This window comes from Deinococcus aetherius, from assembly GCF_025997855.1.
GTDB lineage: Bacteria > Deinococcota > Deinococci > Deinococcales > Deinococcaceae > Deinococcus > Deinococcus aetherius.
On the sequence record NZ_AP026560.1, the window covers coordinates 1,415,621 to 1,430,760 of the forward strand.

Sequence of the window (15,140 nt, forward strand, 5' to 3'; positions counted from 1 at the left end):
GCCGGGCGGTCCTTTCCATTCGTGACGCGCGGTACACTCGGGGGGATGTCCACCCCCCCAGACGCGCCGCTCGCCCTGATCGGTTACTCCCCCGCCGCCGCCCGCGCCCTTAGAACGGCGGGTCTGATCGCCGTCGGCGTCCCGGACGAGAACCTGGGCGCGGTCATGGGCGCGTGCCGCACCCTGCGATTTTCGGGGGCGCTCGTGCACGAGTCGCGGGAGGTGGCGACCGCCGGGGTGGTGGACCCCGACGCGAGTGCGCGGCGGGCGGGGCGGGTGGACGCAGCCGCCTTCACCGCCGGGGGCGCCCAGGGCACCTACGCCCTCGCCGACGCCCTCACGGACGCGGTGGAGGCGAGCGGCTACGCGGCGCGCGGCGCGGGCGCCCTGCTGCTGGGCTCCGGGGGTGAACTCGCCCGCGCCCTGCCCCTCATGCGGCTCGGCTTCACCTCCGTCGGCATCGCCGCCGACAGCGTGCCCGACGCCGAGCGGTTCGTGCGCGACCTCCCCGCCGGTCTGCGTGCCTTCCCCGTCAGCCGCTTCGACCCCGCCCTGGCCTCCCTCGCCGAGCGCGCCGACCTGATCGTCCTCACGGGCGGCACCCTGCCTCCAGGCCTCCTCCAGCCGTACCACACCCTCGCCGACCTCACGGGGCGCGTGACCCCTGGGGCGAGCGGCGCGGCCACCCTCAACCTCGGCCTCCTGCCCTCCCTGCGCCTCGCCCGCCAGCTCCTGCACGCGACCGGGCAGCGGTATCGCCCCGAGGACCTGACGGAACTCGCGGGCGGGCTGGCCTGAGGGAGGCGGAGGGCAGAGGGCAAAAGGCCCCCCTCCCGCCTTTGACCATCTGCCTTCTACTGTGTGCTTCTCGGGTCCAGCACGTCCCGCAGGCCGTCGCCGAGCAGGTTGAAGCCCAGCACGGTGAGGAAGATGGCGAGGCCGGGGAAGACCATCGTCCACGGCGCATCGACGTAATACTGGCGCGAGTCGCTGATCATGGTGCCCCACTCTGGCAGGGGCGGCTGCGCGCCGATGCCCAGGAAGCCCAGCGCCGCCACCTCGATGGTCGCGGTGGCGATGCTCAAAGCACCCTGCACGATCAAGGGCGAGAGGCTGTTGGGCAGCACGTGCCGGAAGATCATCCGCCCCTGGGTGGCTCCCAGCGCCCCCGCCGCCTGCACGAACTCGCGCTCGCGCACGCTGAGCACGACCGCGCGGGCGAGGCGCACGTACACGGGCACCTGCACGAGCGACACGGCGAGCATCGCGGTCACGAGCTGCGGGCTGTTCAGCGCGAAGAGGCGGTCGAGCGCCCCGATCAGCAGCGGCGGGTTGTCGCTGGAGAAGATGGAGGCGAAGCCGATGGCGAGCAGGATGCTCGGGAAGGCCAGCATCACGTCCGAGAAGTAGCCCACCACCGTGTCGAACCACCCGCCGAAGTACCCCGCCAGCACCCCGAGCAAGGTGCCCACGATCAGCGCGAGGACCGTGCTCACCACGCCGACCTTGAGGCTGAGTTGCGCCCCGTGCAGGACACGCGTGGCGACGCTGCGCCCCAGGTTGTCCGTGCCGAAGGGGGCGGCCCAGACGTTCACCACCCCGGTCACCGGGTCGCGGTATTCCTCCGCCACCTCCGGATTCCACAGCGCGGCCACCGAGGGCGGCTTGAGGTTGAGGCGGTAGTTGCGGTCGGTGGTGGGGTCGTAGGGGTCGATGACCGGCGCGAGCAGGGCCAGCAGCGCGAACACGGCGACGATCACCGCTCCGACCTTGCCGGGCGTAGATTTCCGGAAGCGCCGCCAGAAGATGCTGGGCTGACGCTTGCGCGCGGTCTGGGGAGGGGAGAGGGTGGTCATGGGCTACCTCGGTGAGTGGTGAGTGGACAGTGGTGAGTGGGGAAAGAGGGCAGAGGCAGCCGCGAAAGCCGTAGCCTCCACTGACTACTCACCACTTCCCACTTACCGGTATTGAATCCTCGGGTCCAGCGCCGCGTAGCTCAGGTCCACGATCAGGTTCACCACGCTCACGACCAGGGCGGCGAAGATCACCCCGCCCTGGATCACCGGGTAGTCGCGCTGGCTGATCGCGTCGTACACCCACGACCCCAGACCCGGCCACGAGAAGATCGTCTCGGTGAGCACCGCGCCGCCGAGGAGTGCGCCCGCCTGGAGGCCGATCACGGTGACGACGGGCAGCAGGGCGTTTCTCAAGGCGTGCTTGAGGGTGACGGTCCGTCCGGCGAGCCCCTTGGCGCGGGCGGTGCGCACGTAGTCCTGCCCCAGCACCTCCAGCAGACTGGAGCGGGTAATGCGCGCGATGATGGCGAGCGGAATGGAGCCGAGGGCGATGGCGGGCAGGATCAGGTGCCGGATGGCGTCCCACGCGGCGGCAGGCTGGCCCCGCAAGATTGCGTCGAGGACGTAGAAGCCGGTGATGGGCTCCAGCACGGTGTCGTTGCCGAGCCGCGCGCTGGGGGGCAGCCACCCCAGCCGCACCCCGAAGAAGTACGCGAGGAGCAGCCCCAGCCAGAAGATCGGCATACTGATGCCGACGAGGCTGATCGTGGTGGCGAGGTTGTCCCAGATGCTGTTGCGCCGCAACGCCGCGATGATCCCGGCAGGCAGGCCGATGATCAGGGCGAAGAGCAGGGCCGCGATGGCGAGTTCGGCGGTGGCGGGAAAGCGGGCGGCGAGCTCATTGCGCACCGGGATGTTGCTCTTGAGGCCGCTCCCGAGATTGCCCTGCACGAGTTGTCCCACGTACTTGGGGAACTGGGCGTCGAGCAGGTTCGCGGGATCGCGGTAGTTGATGAACCAGGGCTTGTTGAGGCCAAGCTGCTCACGCAGGGCGGCGCTGGCCTGGGGGGTGGCGCGCTCGCCGAGGAGGGCGGTGGCGGGGTCGCCGGGAATCGAGCGCACGAACGCGAAGACCACGACGCTGATGCCGACGATCACCAGCAGGGTCCGCAGCACGCGGCGGATCAGGTAACTGCCCAAGGGAGGTGACTCCTCTACTGTGGAGATGGGGGACGGGGCGGGCCTCTGTGCTGCCCGCCCCGCCCCCGACGTTTGCCTCGTTTACCGCTTGCCGACCACGCTGATGGAGTTGAAGGGTTCGCTGCCGAGCGGGCTGGGCACCCATCCCTTGACGTAGGTGCGCGCGGCGGCGAGCGGCTGGCTGTGGACCACCGGGATGCGGTAGTTCGCGTTGTAGGTGATCTCGTGGATCTGGGAGTAGATCTTCGCCTTATCGGCCTGCGATACGGCGGCGCGGCCCTGTTCGAGCAGGCGCTGGAGCTGCGGCGGGTTCCAGTTGATGTCGTCCGAGGCGGTCGCCCCGTAGTAGGCACTGTAGAAGTTGTCGGGGTCGCCGTAGTCCCCGGTCCAGCCGATCATGTACATGTCGAAACCGGGTTCCTTGTTGCGGTCGTCGAGGTACTTGGCCCAGTCCTCGGTCTTGAGGTTCACCTTGATCCCGATGGCGCTCAGGTCGGCGGCGATGGCCTCGGCGATGGGCTTGGGGCTGGGGAAGTACGGGCGGCTGACCGGCATGTACCACAGGTCGATGGAGAGGCCGTTGGGGTAGCCCGCCTCCGCGAGCATCCGCTTGGCGGCCTGCGGGTCGAATTTGTAGTCGGCGGGCACGCTCTTCGAGTTCGCCCAGCCCAGCACGGGCGGCAGGAACGAGGCGTTGCTGACACCCAGCCCCGGCCAGAAGGCCTCCACGATGGCGTCCTTGTTGATCGCCATGGAGATCGCCTGCCGCACCTTGTCGTTCTTGAGGTACTGGTTGCGGTTGTTCAGGCTCACGAAGCCCACGTTGAAGGAGGGCCGCTTGACCGCCACGAGGTTGCGGTCGGCCTGCACGTTCTTGAGGGCCTCGGGCGTCAGGTCGTTGGCGAAGTCGATGGTGCCCGCCTTCAGCTCGTTGAGCCGCTGAGAGGGGTCCTTGATCGCCCGAATGACGAGCTGGTCCACCTTGGGCTTCTCGCCCCAGTACAGCTTGTTGGGGAGCAGGGTCACCCGGTCGCCCGTGCGCCAGCTCTGGAAGATGAAGGGGCCCGTGCCAACCGGCTTGCTCGCGGGCGTGCCGTACTTCGCGCCGTCCTTGCGGATCGCGGTGGGGCTGGCGATGCCGAAGTACCCAGCGGCCATCACGTTCGGGAACACGCTGGAGGGCTTGTTCAGGTCGAAGCGCACCGTGTTGTCGTTGACCTTCACGATGTTCTTGATGACGGCGGTGGGGTCGCCCTTGTACCCACCCAGCAGCTCGCCCACGATCTCGAAGGTGCGGCCCTGGTCACGGAAGCCGTAGGGGTGCTTGGGGTCCCACCAGCGGCTCACGTTGAAGACGACGGCGTCCGCGTTCATCGGCGTACCGTCGTGGAAGCGCACGTTCGGGCGCAGGGTGAAAGTCCACTGGGTCGCATTCGGGTTGCTCTTCCAGCTCGTCGCCAGGCCGGGGGCGAGGTCGGTGGTGCCGTCCTTGAAGTCCACCAGCGTGTCGTAGATCTGACGCTGCACCAGGATGCTGATGCCGTCGGTGATGTTGCCGGGCTCCAGGCTCACGGGGTCACCGTTCGCGCCGAAGACGAGGGTCGCCGCCCCCGCCGAGGGCAGGGTGGCGAGCAGGGCGGTCAGAAGCACTTTCTTCATGAAGCCTCCAGGGGCCGCCGCACGTCCGCGCCGGATCGTCAGGGGTCGGCGGCGTTCGGACGTGAGGGGTGGGTAAAGGGCCAGCGTGGGTCCAGGGTAGGGGCCCCCCCGAACCGTGTCAAGGCGGAGCCTTCCTCTTACGGCTGCGGGGTCAGGTCCCCGAGCGCCGCGCTCGTCCGCCCCGGCCCCAGGGTGGCCGAGCCCTCGGCGCGCGGCTCGTTCGCCTCCCCGTACACGCCGTTGTCGTCCCGGTCGCGCCCGCCCACGACCCGGAAGGTGCCGTCCGGCAGGAACGCGCTGAAGCGGCCCAGCGGGTCGAGGGCGGGCTGGAAGGCGTTCCCCCGCGCGTCCTGCACCCGCACGCCGAGCGTGTCGCTCACCGCCGGGGCGCCCAGGGCCGCCGCCGCGTTGATCATGCCGAAGCCGAATTGATCGTCCCGGCCCGGGGCGCCGAGGTCGGTCGCCGTCGCCTCCAGCCGGGCGAGGGTGTCCTCGCGCCCGGTCGTGACCCCCTTGCTCAGCAGCAGCGCGGCGAGGGCGCTGACCTGGGGAGCGGCCTGGCTCGTGCCCGACTCGGCGAGGTAGGTGGGCTGGTCTTTGGCATAGTCCCACTCGGTCGAGAAGATCAGGTCGGGGAAGGGCTGGCCGTTCAGGGTGCCGCCGCCGAAGAAGGTGGCGTCCTGGGGGTTTACTCCCCCCGGCGCGGCGAGGGCGACCTGCGGGTAGACGCTACTGTAGGAGGCCCGAACAGGGGCGCTCGCCCCCGAGAGGGTCACGCTGCCGACGGCCACCGCCCCCTCGCAGGCGGCGGGGTAGAAGGGCCTCGTCCCGGAGCCGTTCCCCGCCGCCGCGACCACCAGCGCGCCCGCCCGCGCCGCGTCGGCCACCGCGTCGCACAGGGGTTGGGCCGTCTCCGCGTCCACGTCGCCCCCCAGGCTGAGGTTGACGACCTGTGCCGGGTGGGGGTTGGTGAACGCCTTGCCCTCCAGCGTGACGGGAAGACCCGCCGCGTAGCGCACGGCGAGGGCCACGTCCGCGATCTCGGCGTCCCCCTGCGCGTCGATGGCGCGCACGGGCAGAACCCGGACGGGCGCCCGGTACGCCGCTCCCACCACCCCGCTCGTGCTGCACTCCGGGCACGCCTGCCGAATCTCGCCCCAGCGCGCCGCGATGATGCCGCTGACGTGGGTGCCGTGGCTCCCCCCGGTGCGGCCCGGCGTGTCGGGGTCGGTCGGGTCGAGGTCGGGGCCGTCCCCGTCCCCGTTGTCGTAGCCGGACACGTCCGTTCCCGCCGCCCGGAAGCCCAGCACGTCGAGCGCCCCGTCCCCCGGCCCGTACAGTTGCCCCTCCAGGTCGGGGTGGTCGTAGCGCACGCCCGAGTCCACCACGGCGACCGTGACGGGCCGGGTGTACGCGCCCCCCTCCATGTCCCGCCACACGCTCCCGTAGCCGAGCAGCCTGTACGCCCATTGCAGCCCGGCGTAACTGTCGGTGGGCACGACCGGCGCGGCGAGCCCCTGCGCCCGCAGCACGGCGTTGGGCACGGCGTACTCGACGTTCGGGTCGGCCCGCAGCGTCCGCAGCGCGGCTTCCACGTCCCCCGTCTCCAGCCGCACCGCCCGCCCGCCGAGGTCGCGTCTCTCGGCGGCGGGCACGTTCAACCGCGCCAGGGCTCCGCGCGTGCGCTCCTGCGCCGCCTCGCCCAGCCTGACCGCCGGAACGTCGCGTCCCAGGGCGACCGACTGCGCCGCCGCCGAGCGGTACTTGACGATGACGCCGCGCGCCTCCGGGGCCGGGGCCGGGGTCGTCGCCGCCCGCGTGCCCACGTCCGCCCCCTGAACTTTCGCCGCGTCCACCACACGTCCGGTCAGGGTGTACTGGTCGGCGGTGACCGTCCAGGTCGTTCGCCCGCTCTCCGCGCCGTGCTGCCAGACGACCGTGATCTGACCGCTGAGCGTCGCCTGATCGGCCGCCGCCCGCGTGCCCCGCGCCCGGTCCGCCGTGACGGTCAGCCGCACGTCACCCGTTCCCCCCAGGGGCGAGACGGTCAGCCAGGCGGGAAGACTGGCTTCCTCCACGCTCCAAGTCCCCGCAAAGGTCTGGACCGCCGGGAGGCTCAGCCGCGCGCCGAGGTCGACCGTTCGCGGGGGAACGGTGGTGGGCGTCTGGCTGCACGCGGACAGCAGGAGGGCGGCGGTGAGGGGACCGAGGAGACGTTTCATGCGTGCCCCAGGATGCCGCAGCGGGGCGGGCAGTGTGTGAAGACGGGCCGGGCCCCACAATGGGGGCGTGCCCAGCGGACGTGTTCACAACCTCATCAACATCGCCGCCTACAGCGTTCTCGCCGCCGGGGTGCTCGTCGCCTCCCGGGCGGGGCTCGTCACCGTGACGCCCGTGCAGGCGCTGAACTTCACCCTGGGGTTCGCGGCGGGCACCTTCCTCCTCTCGCCCGACCTCGACCTCGCGGAAGGGCGGGTGGACAGCAAGCGCCACTGGGGCCTGCTCGGCGCCCTGTGGGTGCCCTACGGCATGATCTTCAGCCACCGGGGCCTCTCGCACACCTGGGTCGTCGGGCCGCTGACCCGCCTCGCCTACGTCGCCGTGATCGTCGCCCTCGTGGTCGGCCTCCTGCGGACGTTCGTGCCCGACGTGCCCCTGCCGGGCATCCCCGAGCCTATCAGCCTCAAGTTCCTCGTGCCCGTCCTCCTCGGCTACTACCTCAGCCAGTGGCTCCATCTCGTCGCCGACGGGGTGAGGCCCGACCACGGGATGCGGCGGGGAATGCGGAAATTGGGGAGGTGAGGGGGCAGGGACGCCGACCCGCTCAGCGTTCCACCGCCGCGTAGGTGCCGAGGGCGATCATCGCGCCGCCCGAGGCCACCTTCCGACCGCGTTGAAACCGTGGGTCGAGCCGAAGGCGTGCCCCGAGCGGTCCGGCGAACGCGGCCACCAGGAGGTCGGCGAGCGTGTTGAGCACGACAGAGGTCGTTCCGAGGAGCACGAACTGCCAGAACACGCCCCCCGCGTCCGGGTTCACGAACTGCGGGATGAAGGCCAGGAAGAAGAGCGCGGTCTTGGGGTTGAGCAGTTCGGTGACGATGCCCTGCCTGAAGGCGTGATTTTGCCCACGAACGCCCTCCACGTCGAGGTGGAGCTGCTCCCTGGACAGCAGGGTCCGCACGCCGAGGTAGATCAGGTAGGCCGCCCCCGCGTACTTCACGACGCTGAAGGCGAGCGAGGACGCGAGGATCAGGGCGGAGAGCCCGACGGCGGAGGCGAACACGTGGACCATCCCCCCGACGAGGGTGCCGAACGAACTGTGCACCCCGTCGCGCCGCCCTCCTCCCAGACTGCGGGCCAGAACGTAGAGCAGCCCGGGACCGGGGAGTACCGCGAGGACCAGGGCCGCCAGGAGGAAGGTGCTGTAGTGGTGGGCGTCAATCATGGTTGAGCATAACGTGGAAGGCGCGGAGGCGGCGGCACGGGTCGGCGAGCCTGTCTACCCCTCCCGCCGCGTCTGGAACACCATCACGTCGCTTCCCTCCTCCAGCGGCCCGCCCTGGAAGCTCCCGCTCACTCGCGGCGGCTCGAAGCCCACGCAGCGCAAGAGCCACTCGACCTCGTAGCGGGTGTAATACCGCTGGGTGAGGGTGTAGTGCCGCCGCCGCAGGGTGCCGTCCGGGGCGGTCGTGTCCGCGAAATACTCGGTGGTGACGTGCTGGCGGGGCCGGTCGTGACGCTGCACCAGAAAAACGTCGGTGCGCGAGCCGTCCGGGGCGTGGAAGGTCTCGCCCTCGTGGCGCAAGGTGTTCATCTCCCCGAAGCGGGGCACGTACAGGTCGAACACGAAGGCGCCGCCGGGCCGGAGGTGCGCCCGCAGGTTCTCCAGCGCGGCCAGTTGCTCGTTCGGCGTATATAAGTGCATCAGGGAGTTGAAGGGGGCGATCACCAGGGGGAAGCGTTCCTCCAGCGCGAAACTTTCCGCGTCCCCCTGCACGAACTCCAGCGTGAGCCCGCCCTCCGCCGCTCGCGCCCTTCCGCGCTCGATCATCCGCGCGCTGGGCTCCAGGCCCACCACCCGCACGCCGCGCCGCGCGAGGAAGGCCGTCACCCGCCCCGTCCCCGCCCCCACCTCCAGCACCGGCCCGCCGACGCGCTCCGCCACCCCAGCGTAGAAGTGCAGGTCGTCGCGGTAGACGTCGTACTGGTGGTCGTAGAGCTCGGCAAAGTCGTCGTAGTTCACTGGGAGAGGGTAGTGGGAAGTGGTTAGTGGTGAGTGGGCCAGGGTCTTTTCTCACTTCCCGCTGACTCCTGACCACTGACCGGCTCCCCGAACCTCTCCAGGAACGCCTCCCGGGGCACCACGCTCAGCCGTGTCTCGGGGGGGGCGCCCTCGGTTCGGTAGGCGCGGCGCAGCACCCGTGACCACAGGCGCAGACGGCGGGCGGCGGCTGGGGGAAGCTCGTGGGTCTCGAAGCCCAGCAGGGCGAGGAGGGGCGCGAAGGGGCTGATGCCGAACACCACCTGCGCGCCTTTCAGCTCCGGGCGGTTCTGGAGGTCCCGGGCGAGGTCGCGGAAGTCCCCCTGGGCGAGGCGGAAGGCGCGGCGCAGGCCGATATCCACGAGGAGCGGGCTGTTGAGGTGAAGTTCGGCGGCGGGGATGCCGCGCGGCAACGGAGTGCCGTCCGCGAGCCTGACGCCCTCCAGCGCGAAGCGCACGCGACCCACCCGGAAGAGGTTGTCCGCCCGTCCCCCGCCGGGCTGGACGCCTCCCAGCCGGTCCACCAGCCCGTCGAGGCCCCCCAGCAGGCGGCGCGGCAGGCTCCGGAGGGTCAGCGGCGCGGCCCCGTCCAGTTCCCCGAGCGGCACCAGGGCGTACCCCCGCCCCTGCAGGTCGGCGAGGAGGCCGGGCAGGGCGGGCACCGTGTTCCGCGCCCCCGGCCCCGCGTCGTGAAGGACGACGACCGCGCCGGGGTGGGCCAGGGCGTTCACCCGCGCCCGCACGCTCTCCGGGGTGGACTGCGGGTGCCAGTCGCGCCCCTCGACCGTCCAGTGGGCGCCCGTCACCCCCGCCGCGCGCTGGCCGAGGATGGTGGCGAGGGTGTAGGCGCCGTGGGGTGGGCGGTGCAGCCGCGCGGGCCGACCCGTCACGGCCCCGACCCGCCGCGCCGCCCGCCCCGGGTCGAGGAAGGCGCCCCACGGGGTCCTCAGCCAGGCGTGAATGTGCCGTGCCGCGTGGGGCTCGACCTCGTGCCCCTCGGCGATCATCCGGGCGACCAACTCCGGGTGCGCCTCCGCCTGGGAAGCGATCACGAAAAAGGTGGCCCGCGCGCCCGCCCCCCTCAGGGCGTCGAGGACGGCGGGGGTGGTCGTGGGGTTCGGCCCGTCGTCGAAGGTGAGGGCGAGCGCCTTCTTCCCCTGCCGCCCCTCGCGGATCAGGCCCAGGTTCAGCCGTTGCACGACCAGGGAGGGGAGACCCACGTACCCCAGCAGGGCGAGGGCGCCCAGTCCCAGCCAGCCCCGCCGTCTCATAACCGCCCCAGTTTGCGCAGCAGGGCGCAGGCCACCCGGTCGGCGGCGTCGGGGATGCTCACGGCGGTCGCGCCCCCGCTCAGGCGGGCGTGTTCGTCCGGGTCGAGGGCGCGCAGCACCGCAGGGCGCACGTCCGCCACCCCCTTCGCCCACAGGGCCGCCCCGTGGCGGACGAGGTAGTCGGCGTTGTGTTCCTCCTGCCCGGGAATGGGGTCGTGGATGACGAGCGGCACCCCGAGCGTGGTGGCCTCGGCGACCGTCAGCCCCCCCGCCTTCCCCACCACGAGGTCGGAGGCGGCGAGGAGTTCGGGGAAGTCCCGGGTGAAGCCCAGGGCGTGAATGGTCGCGCCCCCCGTCCGCCAGACGCCCCGCCTCCGCGCCCCCGCGAGCACGAGTACCTGCACCCGGCGCCCCAGGTTCGCCAACTCGGCGAGCACTCGCCCCAGCGCCCGGTAGGTGCCCGTCCCGCCCCCCGACACCAGGATCAGCGGCTCGTCCGCCCTCAACCCGTGCCGCTCCCGCAGGGCTGCCCGGTCCGATCCGATCAGCTCCCGGAACCTGGGCGAGATGGGGATGCCGGTGACGGTCACATCGGCCTCGGGAATGCGCCAGCGGCCCATCTGCTCGCGCGCCTCCTCGGTGGGCACCATCAGCAACTCCGCCTCGGGTCGCGCCCAGTGGTGGTGAATCCGGTAGTCGGTGACGACGAGGGCGTTCAGAAAGTCGGTCCCCAGCCGGGTACGGGCGGTGTGGGCCAGCGCCACGGGTGTCGGGAAACTGCTTACGACCACCTCGGGGCGCACCTCCCGCACGTCACGCAGCATCCCGCGCAGGCCCAGCCAGCCGAACGTCCCGGTCAGCTCCCGGGGCTCGGTCTCCTGGTCGGTCCACTCGTAAAAGGCCCGGTACATCCCCGGTGCGTAGCGCAGCCACGCCGAATAGGTGCCCACCGTGACCGCCCGCTCCAGCGGGTTCAGGTACGAGATGAAGTCCGCGTGCCGGGCGTCGAGCCGCACCCCCGCCGCCCGCAACGCCCGGTCGAGCGCGTCGTTCGCCTGGTGGTGCCCGCTCCCGAACGACGCTGAGAGGATCAGGGCGCGCAACTCGGGAGAGGGAGACGGGACGTTGTGTGAGGTGTGCGGCTGTTCCCGCGTCCCGCCCACGGCGTCCTGCGAATCCTCCCTCACGCGCGCCTCAGCAGCCATATCCCCATCCCCGCGAAGACCACGTTCGCCAGCCACACCCCGACCTCGGGCAACCCCGGCAGATTCCCTGCCACCGTCAGCCCTACGAAGAACAGCAGGTAATACGCGACCGCGATCATCAGCGCGATGCCCAGCGAAACGCCCAGCGTCCGCCCGTAGCGCAGCGCGAAGGGCAGGGCGGCAAGGGCGAGCACGAGGTTCCCGAAGGGCAGCGCCAGCTTGCGGTTGAGGTTCAGCCGCGCGTCCTGCCGCTCGGTCTGGGGCACGCCCGGCCTCGTCAGGGCCGTGGTCAGTTCACGCCACCCCTGCGAGTCCGCCCCGATGGCGTCCGCGTACTGGGCGAAGGTCTCCTGCCGGGAGAGGCCGGTATCGAGGGTCAGCACGTCGCTCGGCCGCTCGGGGAGGATCACGCTGGGGAAGACCTCCTGCACCGCCGCGCGGAAGGCCGCCGGGTCGTCCTCGGGCACCCGCGCGAGTTTCGCCGCCGCCCCGTAGTTCACGGTGAACACCTGATACCCCGTCAGGGTGAGCACGTTGCCCTCGAAGGTGCCCGCGTCGGCAAAGATCACCGTGCCGCGCCGGAGGTCGCCGGGCTGCCAGCGTTCCACCCGCACGCCGCTCATCTGCCGCGTTTCGTGGTCGTACCCGGCAAGCGAGAGGGTAAGTCCGCCCCGCAGGTCGAGCGTCTGCCCGGCCAGCCGCCCCAGGCCCGCCCCCGTCAGCACGTCCCAGTACAAGCCGCGCGTCTCCACGTTCGCCCGGGGCGCGATCCACAGGCTCAGCCACACGGCGAGCAGGGTCACGACTCCCGCCACCACCGCCACGGGCCGCGCCACCCTCCCCAGCCCGATCCCGCCCGACTGCACCGCCACGAGTTCGCGCTCGGTGGCGAGGCGCCCGAAGGCCACCACGGTCATCAGCACGACCGCCATCGGGAAGATCTTGACGAGCGTGTCGGGCACCTGATACCCGATCCACCGCCCGACCAGCAGTGGCGGCACCCCCCGCAGCCACTGGCTGCTGACGAAGAAGTACCCGAAGCTCAGGATCGCCGTGAACAGCAGCGTGCCCGCCAGCAGCGGCGGCAGCAGCTCACGGGTGACGTAGCGGGTGAGGTGGGTCACTTGGCCCCTTCGGGGCAGGAAGTGGGAAGTGGGGAGTGGTCAGTGGAGGAAGGCCGACCGCCCTCCCCCCACCCCCCCCGGGCCCCGAGGAGCACATCGTCAAGCATGGGTCGCCGCCCACCACTCACCACGGACCACTTCCCACTTACCCCTTCCCCACCGCGAAGAGAATCGTCGCCTCCGCCGCCACCTGCCCGTCCACCTCGGCCCGGCAGGTCGTCTTGCCCAGACCCCGGCGCAGGAAGTCGAGTTTGGCATAGAGGTGCAGTTGGTCGCCTGGAATCACCTTGCGCCTGAACCGCGCCCCCTCCACCCCCGCGAGGTAGCCGACCGTGCCCGGCTCCAGCTCCCCGTGCAGGCAGAACATGCTCGCCTGGGCGAGCGCCTCCACGATCAATACGCCCGGCATCACGGGTTCTTGCGGAAAGTGCCCGGGGAAGAAGGGCTCGTTCACGGTGACGTTCTTGAGGGCGTGGACCTCGCCGTTCCCGGCCGTGAGCACCCGGTCCACGAGCACGAAGGGGAAGCGGTGCGGCAGGACGCGCAGCACGTCTTGGATGAGGAGGGGTTCCATCGGGTCGTCTCCAGGGGGCGTGAGAGAGGCAGGGGCCATACTCAGCCCCCGGTCGAGGTCTCGCGGGGGTCAGCGGCGCAGGTAGTGGTCGCTCGACACCAGGCTGTCGCCGAGCACCGGGATCATCTCCAGCGCCATGCCCGTGCCGACGGCGACGGCCTCGACGGCATTGTCCGCCACCCGCACGGGGATGTTCGTCGCCTGCTGGATGAGTTGATCGAAGTTCCTGAGCAGCGAGCCCCCGCCCGTCATCACGATGCCGTGGTCGAGGATGTCGCTCACGAGTTCGGGCGGGGTGATCTCCAGCACCCGCTTGACGCCCTCGACGATCTGGCTGACGGGCTCGGCGAGGGCCTCGACCACCTCGCGGGTGTCGAGCGTGATCGTCTTCGGCAGGCCGTTCACGAGGTCGCGGCCCCGCACCTCGGCGGTCAGGTTCTCACTCTCGTCGAGGAGGGTGGCGGCACCCACCTTGACCTTGATCTCCTCGGCGGTGCGCTCGCCCACGAGGACGTTGTGCTTGCGCCGCACGTAGCGGATGATGCTCTCGTCGAACTCGTCCCCGGCCACCCGCAGCGACTCGCTCACCACGATCCCGCCCAGCGAGATCACCGCGATGTCGCTGCTGCCGCCGCCGATGTCCACGATCATGCTGCCCACCGGCTCGGCAATCTTGATCCCCGCCCCGATGGCCGCCGCCAGGGGTTCCTCGATCAGAAAGGCCCGGCGGGCGTTCGCGTTCAGCGCCGCGCGCAGCACCGCCCGCCGCTCCACGTCGCTCACGTTGCTGGGAATGCCCACCATGAGCTGTGGCTTGAGGCCGAAAAGCCGCCCCGCCCCGCCCTGCACCTTCTGCAGGAACATGGTGATCATCCGCTCGGTGAGGAGTTCGTCCGCGATCACGCCGTCCTTGATGGGCCGCACCGCGATGATCCCGCCCGGTGTGCGCCCGATCATGCGGTAGGCCTCCTCGCCGACGGCCTTTACCTGCTTGCTGTCGCGCGTCATGGCGATCACGCTGGGTTCCTGGAGGACCAGGCCCCGGCTCTTGCTGTAGATCAGGAATGTCGCGGTGCCCAGATCGATGCCGATGTCTTCAGAAAACCTCACGCCATGCCTCCGCTCAAAACGCCCCAATCGTAGCACGGGCCATGAAAGCGCCCCGAAGCAGTCTTGCCGCCCACGTTCAGCCCCTCGGCTTCAGGTACGCCGCCAGCCCCGCGAGCAGGCTCGTCAGGACCGTCAGGGCCACGGCGCGGTCGAAACCCCCCCATTCCCCGAGGCCCGCCTGCGCGCTCAGCACGCCCTCCAGGCTGCCGAGCGAGCGCAGCCACAGCGGCGCGTTCGGGTTGAGCGTGGCGAACACCCCGAGCGTGAGGGCCGCCAGCGCCACCACGGCCAGCAGGAGCAGGAGGACCAGCCCCCACCTCAGCGCCCGCACCCTCGTCCTCGCCTCGCTGTCCGGATCGTCGCCGTCATCGCCGCGCATTGTAGGAGGTGCCGCCTGAGAAGGGGCCGAAGGAGGCCCCCCCCAGGCCTTTCTCTCGGCAGAGGGCGAGGCGTTCCCTGGCCCTGGGTGAGCGGCTGGGGTGGTCACACGCCCCCTCACCCGTTGCTTCGCAACGCCCTCTCTGCTTCGCAGCTTTGCAAGTCCCACCCGGGGAGAGGGGCAACAGAACGACGCTTCCTTGCCGTCGTAGACATCCTGAACCTATTTGAGAGAAAAGCCTGGCCGCCCCCGGGCGGTAGACTCCGCCCCGTGAGCCGCCCGTCCCTGCCCGCCCGCGTCCGCGTCACCCGGCCCCCCCTTCCGCTCGCGCCCCATCTCAAGGCGGCGGCGGCGAGGCTGTGCCCGGGAGCCCCGCCCGGCACCCTGACCGGAGCGGCCCTCGCCATCGCGGGCGGCGCGGTGATCGGCGCGGCCTTGAAGTGGGAGGACGGCGAGGCCCTGGGAGTGGACCCGGGCTGGCGGGGGCGCGGCATCGAGGAGGCGCTGACCGGGGCGCTCGGTGAAGGCTGACACCCCCGAACGAACGCCCGTTTGGTAGCG

15 protein-coding genes are annotated in these 15,140 nt (G+C 71.1%); 3 read left to right on the forward strand and 12 right to left on the reverse strand.

Annotated features, from left to right (window positions below):
• The first annotated feature begins 45 nt into the window (after window positions 1–45).
• Window positions 46–798 carry a shikimate dehydrogenase gene (locus DAETH_RS07090; protein WP_264777211.1) on the forward strand — a complete coding sequence of 251 codons (753 nt, stop codon included), beginning with the start codon at window positions 46–48 and terminating at the stop codon, window positions 796–798.
• A 56-nt stretch (window positions 799–854) separates the two neighbouring features.
• On the opposite strand, the gene DAETH_RS07095 is transcribed toward DAETH_RS07090, so the two are convergent.
• The 4 genes from DAETH_RS07095 to DAETH_RS07110 all read right to left on the reverse strand — a co-directional run bounded on the left by DAETH_RS07095 (window position 855) and on the right by DAETH_RS07110 (window position 6,877).
• The gene (locus tag DAETH_RS07095; RefSeq protein WP_264777212.1) at window positions 855–1,856 is read right to left on the reverse strand and encodes an ABC transporter permease; all 1,002 of its coding nucleotides are present in this window, start codon (window positions 1,854–1,856) and stop codon (window positions 855–857) included.
• A 102-nt stretch (window positions 1,857–1,958) separates the two neighbouring features.
• The gene (locus DAETH_RS07100) at window positions 1,959–2,996 is read right to left on the reverse strand and encodes an ABC transporter permease (protein WP_264777213.1); all 1,038 of its coding nucleotides are present in this window, start codon (window positions 2,994–2,996) and stop codon (window positions 1,959–1,961) included.
• Window positions 2,997–3,077: 81 nt separating this feature from the next.
• Window positions 3,078–4,655 (reverse strand): ABC transporter substrate-binding protein, encoded by a 1,578-nt coding sequence (locus DAETH_RS07105; RefSeq protein WP_264777214.1) that lies wholly within the window; start codon window positions 4,653–4,655, stop codon window positions 3,078–3,080.
• A gap of 137 nt (window positions 4,656–4,792) precedes the next feature.
• A complete protein-coding gene (locus DAETH_RS07110) occupies window positions 4,793–6,877 on the reverse strand; it encodes a S8 family serine peptidase (RefSeq protein WP_264777215.1) in 2,085 nt (694 codons plus the stop codon).
• Window positions 6,878–6,944: 67 nt separating this feature from the next.
• On the opposite strand from DAETH_RS07110, the gene DAETH_RS07115 reads away from it, so the two are divergent.
• On the forward strand, window positions 6,945–7,457 hold the full coding sequence (locus DAETH_RS07115; RefSeq protein WP_264777216.1) for a metal-binding protein: 513 nt from the start codon (window positions 6,945–6,947) through the stop codon (window positions 7,455–7,457).
• Between the two features lie 22 nt (window positions 7,458–7,479).
• Here the strand turns inward: DAETH_RS07115 and DAETH_RS07120 are convergent, their stop codons facing one another.
• The 8 genes from DAETH_RS07120 to DAETH_RS07155 all read right to left on the reverse strand — a co-directional run bounded on the left by DAETH_RS07120 (window position 7,480) and on the right by DAETH_RS07155 (window position 14,579).
• Window positions 7,480–8,100, reverse strand: coding sequence for a LysE family translocator (locus DAETH_RS07120; RefSeq protein WP_264777217.1), 621 nt, complete (start codon window positions 8,098–8,100; stop codon window positions 7,480–7,482).
• 54 nt (window positions 8,101–8,154) lie between these two features.
• A complete protein-coding gene (locus tag DAETH_RS07125) occupies window positions 8,155–8,898 on the reverse strand; it encodes a class I SAM-dependent methyltransferase (RefSeq protein WP_264777218.1) in 744 nt (247 codons plus the stop codon).
• A 23-nt stretch (window positions 8,899–8,921) separates the two neighbouring features.
• A complete protein-coding gene (locus DAETH_RS07130; RefSeq protein ID WP_264777219.1) occupies window positions 8,922–10,187 on the reverse strand; it encodes a polysaccharide deacetylase family protein in 1,266 nt (421 codons plus the stop codon).
• Complete coding sequence (locus tag DAETH_RS07135) at window positions 10,184–11,290, reverse strand: MGDG synthase family glycosyltransferase (protein WP_264777404.1); 1,107 nt, start codon at window positions 11,288–11,290, stop codon at window positions 10,184–10,186. Before DAETH_RS07135 ends, DAETH_RS07130 begins: the two co-directional genes overlap by 4 nt.
• Window positions 11,291–11,370: 80 nt before the next feature.
• Entirely contained in the window at window positions 11,371–12,516 is a 1,146-nt protein-coding gene (locus DAETH_RS07140) for an LptF/LptG family permease (RefSeq protein WP_264777220.1), read from the reverse strand.
• Between the two features lie 145 nt (window positions 12,517–12,661).
• Window positions 12,662–13,090, reverse strand: coding sequence for a 3-hydroxyacyl-ACP dehydratase FabZ (gene fabZ, locus DAETH_RS07145; RefSeq protein ID WP_264777221.1), 429 nt, complete (start codon window positions 13,088–13,090; stop codon window positions 12,662–12,664).
• Window positions 13,091–13,159: 69 nt separating this feature from the next.
• Window positions 13,160–14,200: a rod shape-determining protein gene (gene mreB, locus DAETH_RS07150; protein WP_319993740.1), complete on the reverse strand. Its 1,041-nt coding sequence runs from the start codon at window positions 14,198–14,200 to the stop codon at window positions 13,160–13,162.
• 76 nt (window positions 14,201–14,276) lie between these two features.
• The gene (locus DAETH_RS07155) at window positions 14,277–14,579 is read right to left on the reverse strand and encodes a hypothetical protein (RefSeq protein WP_264777222.1); all 303 of its coding nucleotides are present in this window, start codon (window positions 14,577–14,579) and stop codon (window positions 14,277–14,279) included.
• Between the two features lie 270 nt (window positions 14,580–14,849).
• On the opposite strand from DAETH_RS07155, the gene DAETH_RS07160 reads away from it, so the two are divergent.
• Entirely contained in the window at window positions 14,850–15,110 is a 261-nt protein-coding gene (locus DAETH_RS07160) for a hypothetical protein (RefSeq protein WP_264777223.1), read from the forward strand.
• Window positions 15,111–15,140 lie beyond the last annotated feature (30 nt).

Bases quoted from the DNA above. Each gene is read 5' to 3' on its own strand.
- DAETH_RS07090 (WP_264777211.1), top strand. From the start codon at position 46: ATGTCCACCCCCCCAGACGCGCCGCTCGCCCTGATCGGTTACTCCCCC.
- DAETH_RS07095 (WP_264777212.1), bottom strand. From the start codon at position 1,856: ATGACCACCCTCTCCCCTCCCCAGACCGCGCGCAAGCGTCAGCCCAGC.
- DAETH_RS07105 (WP_264777214.1), bottom strand. From the start codon at position 4,655: ATGAAGAAAGTGCTTCTGACCGCCCTGCTCGCCACCCTGCCCTCGGCG.
- DAETH_RS07110 (WP_264777215.1), bottom strand. From the start codon at position 6,877: ATGAAACGTCTCCTCGGTCCCCTCACCGCCGCCCTCCTGCTGTCCGCG.
- DAETH_RS07120 (WP_264777217.1), bottom strand. From the start codon at position 8,100: ATGATTGACGCCCACCACTACAGCACCTTCCTCCTGGCGGCCCTGGTC.
- DAETH_RS07130 (WP_264777219.1), bottom strand. From the start codon at position 10,187: ATGAGACGGCGGGGCTGGCTGGGACTGGGCGCCCTCGCCCTGCTGGGG.
- fabZ (WP_264777221.1), bottom strand. From the start codon at position 13,090: ATGGAACCCCTCCTCATCCAAGACGTGCTGCGCGTCCTGCCGCACCGC.
- DAETH_RS07155 (WP_264777222.1), bottom strand. From the start codon at position 14,579: ATGCGCGGCGATGACGGCGACGATCCGGACAGCGAGGCGAGGACGAGG.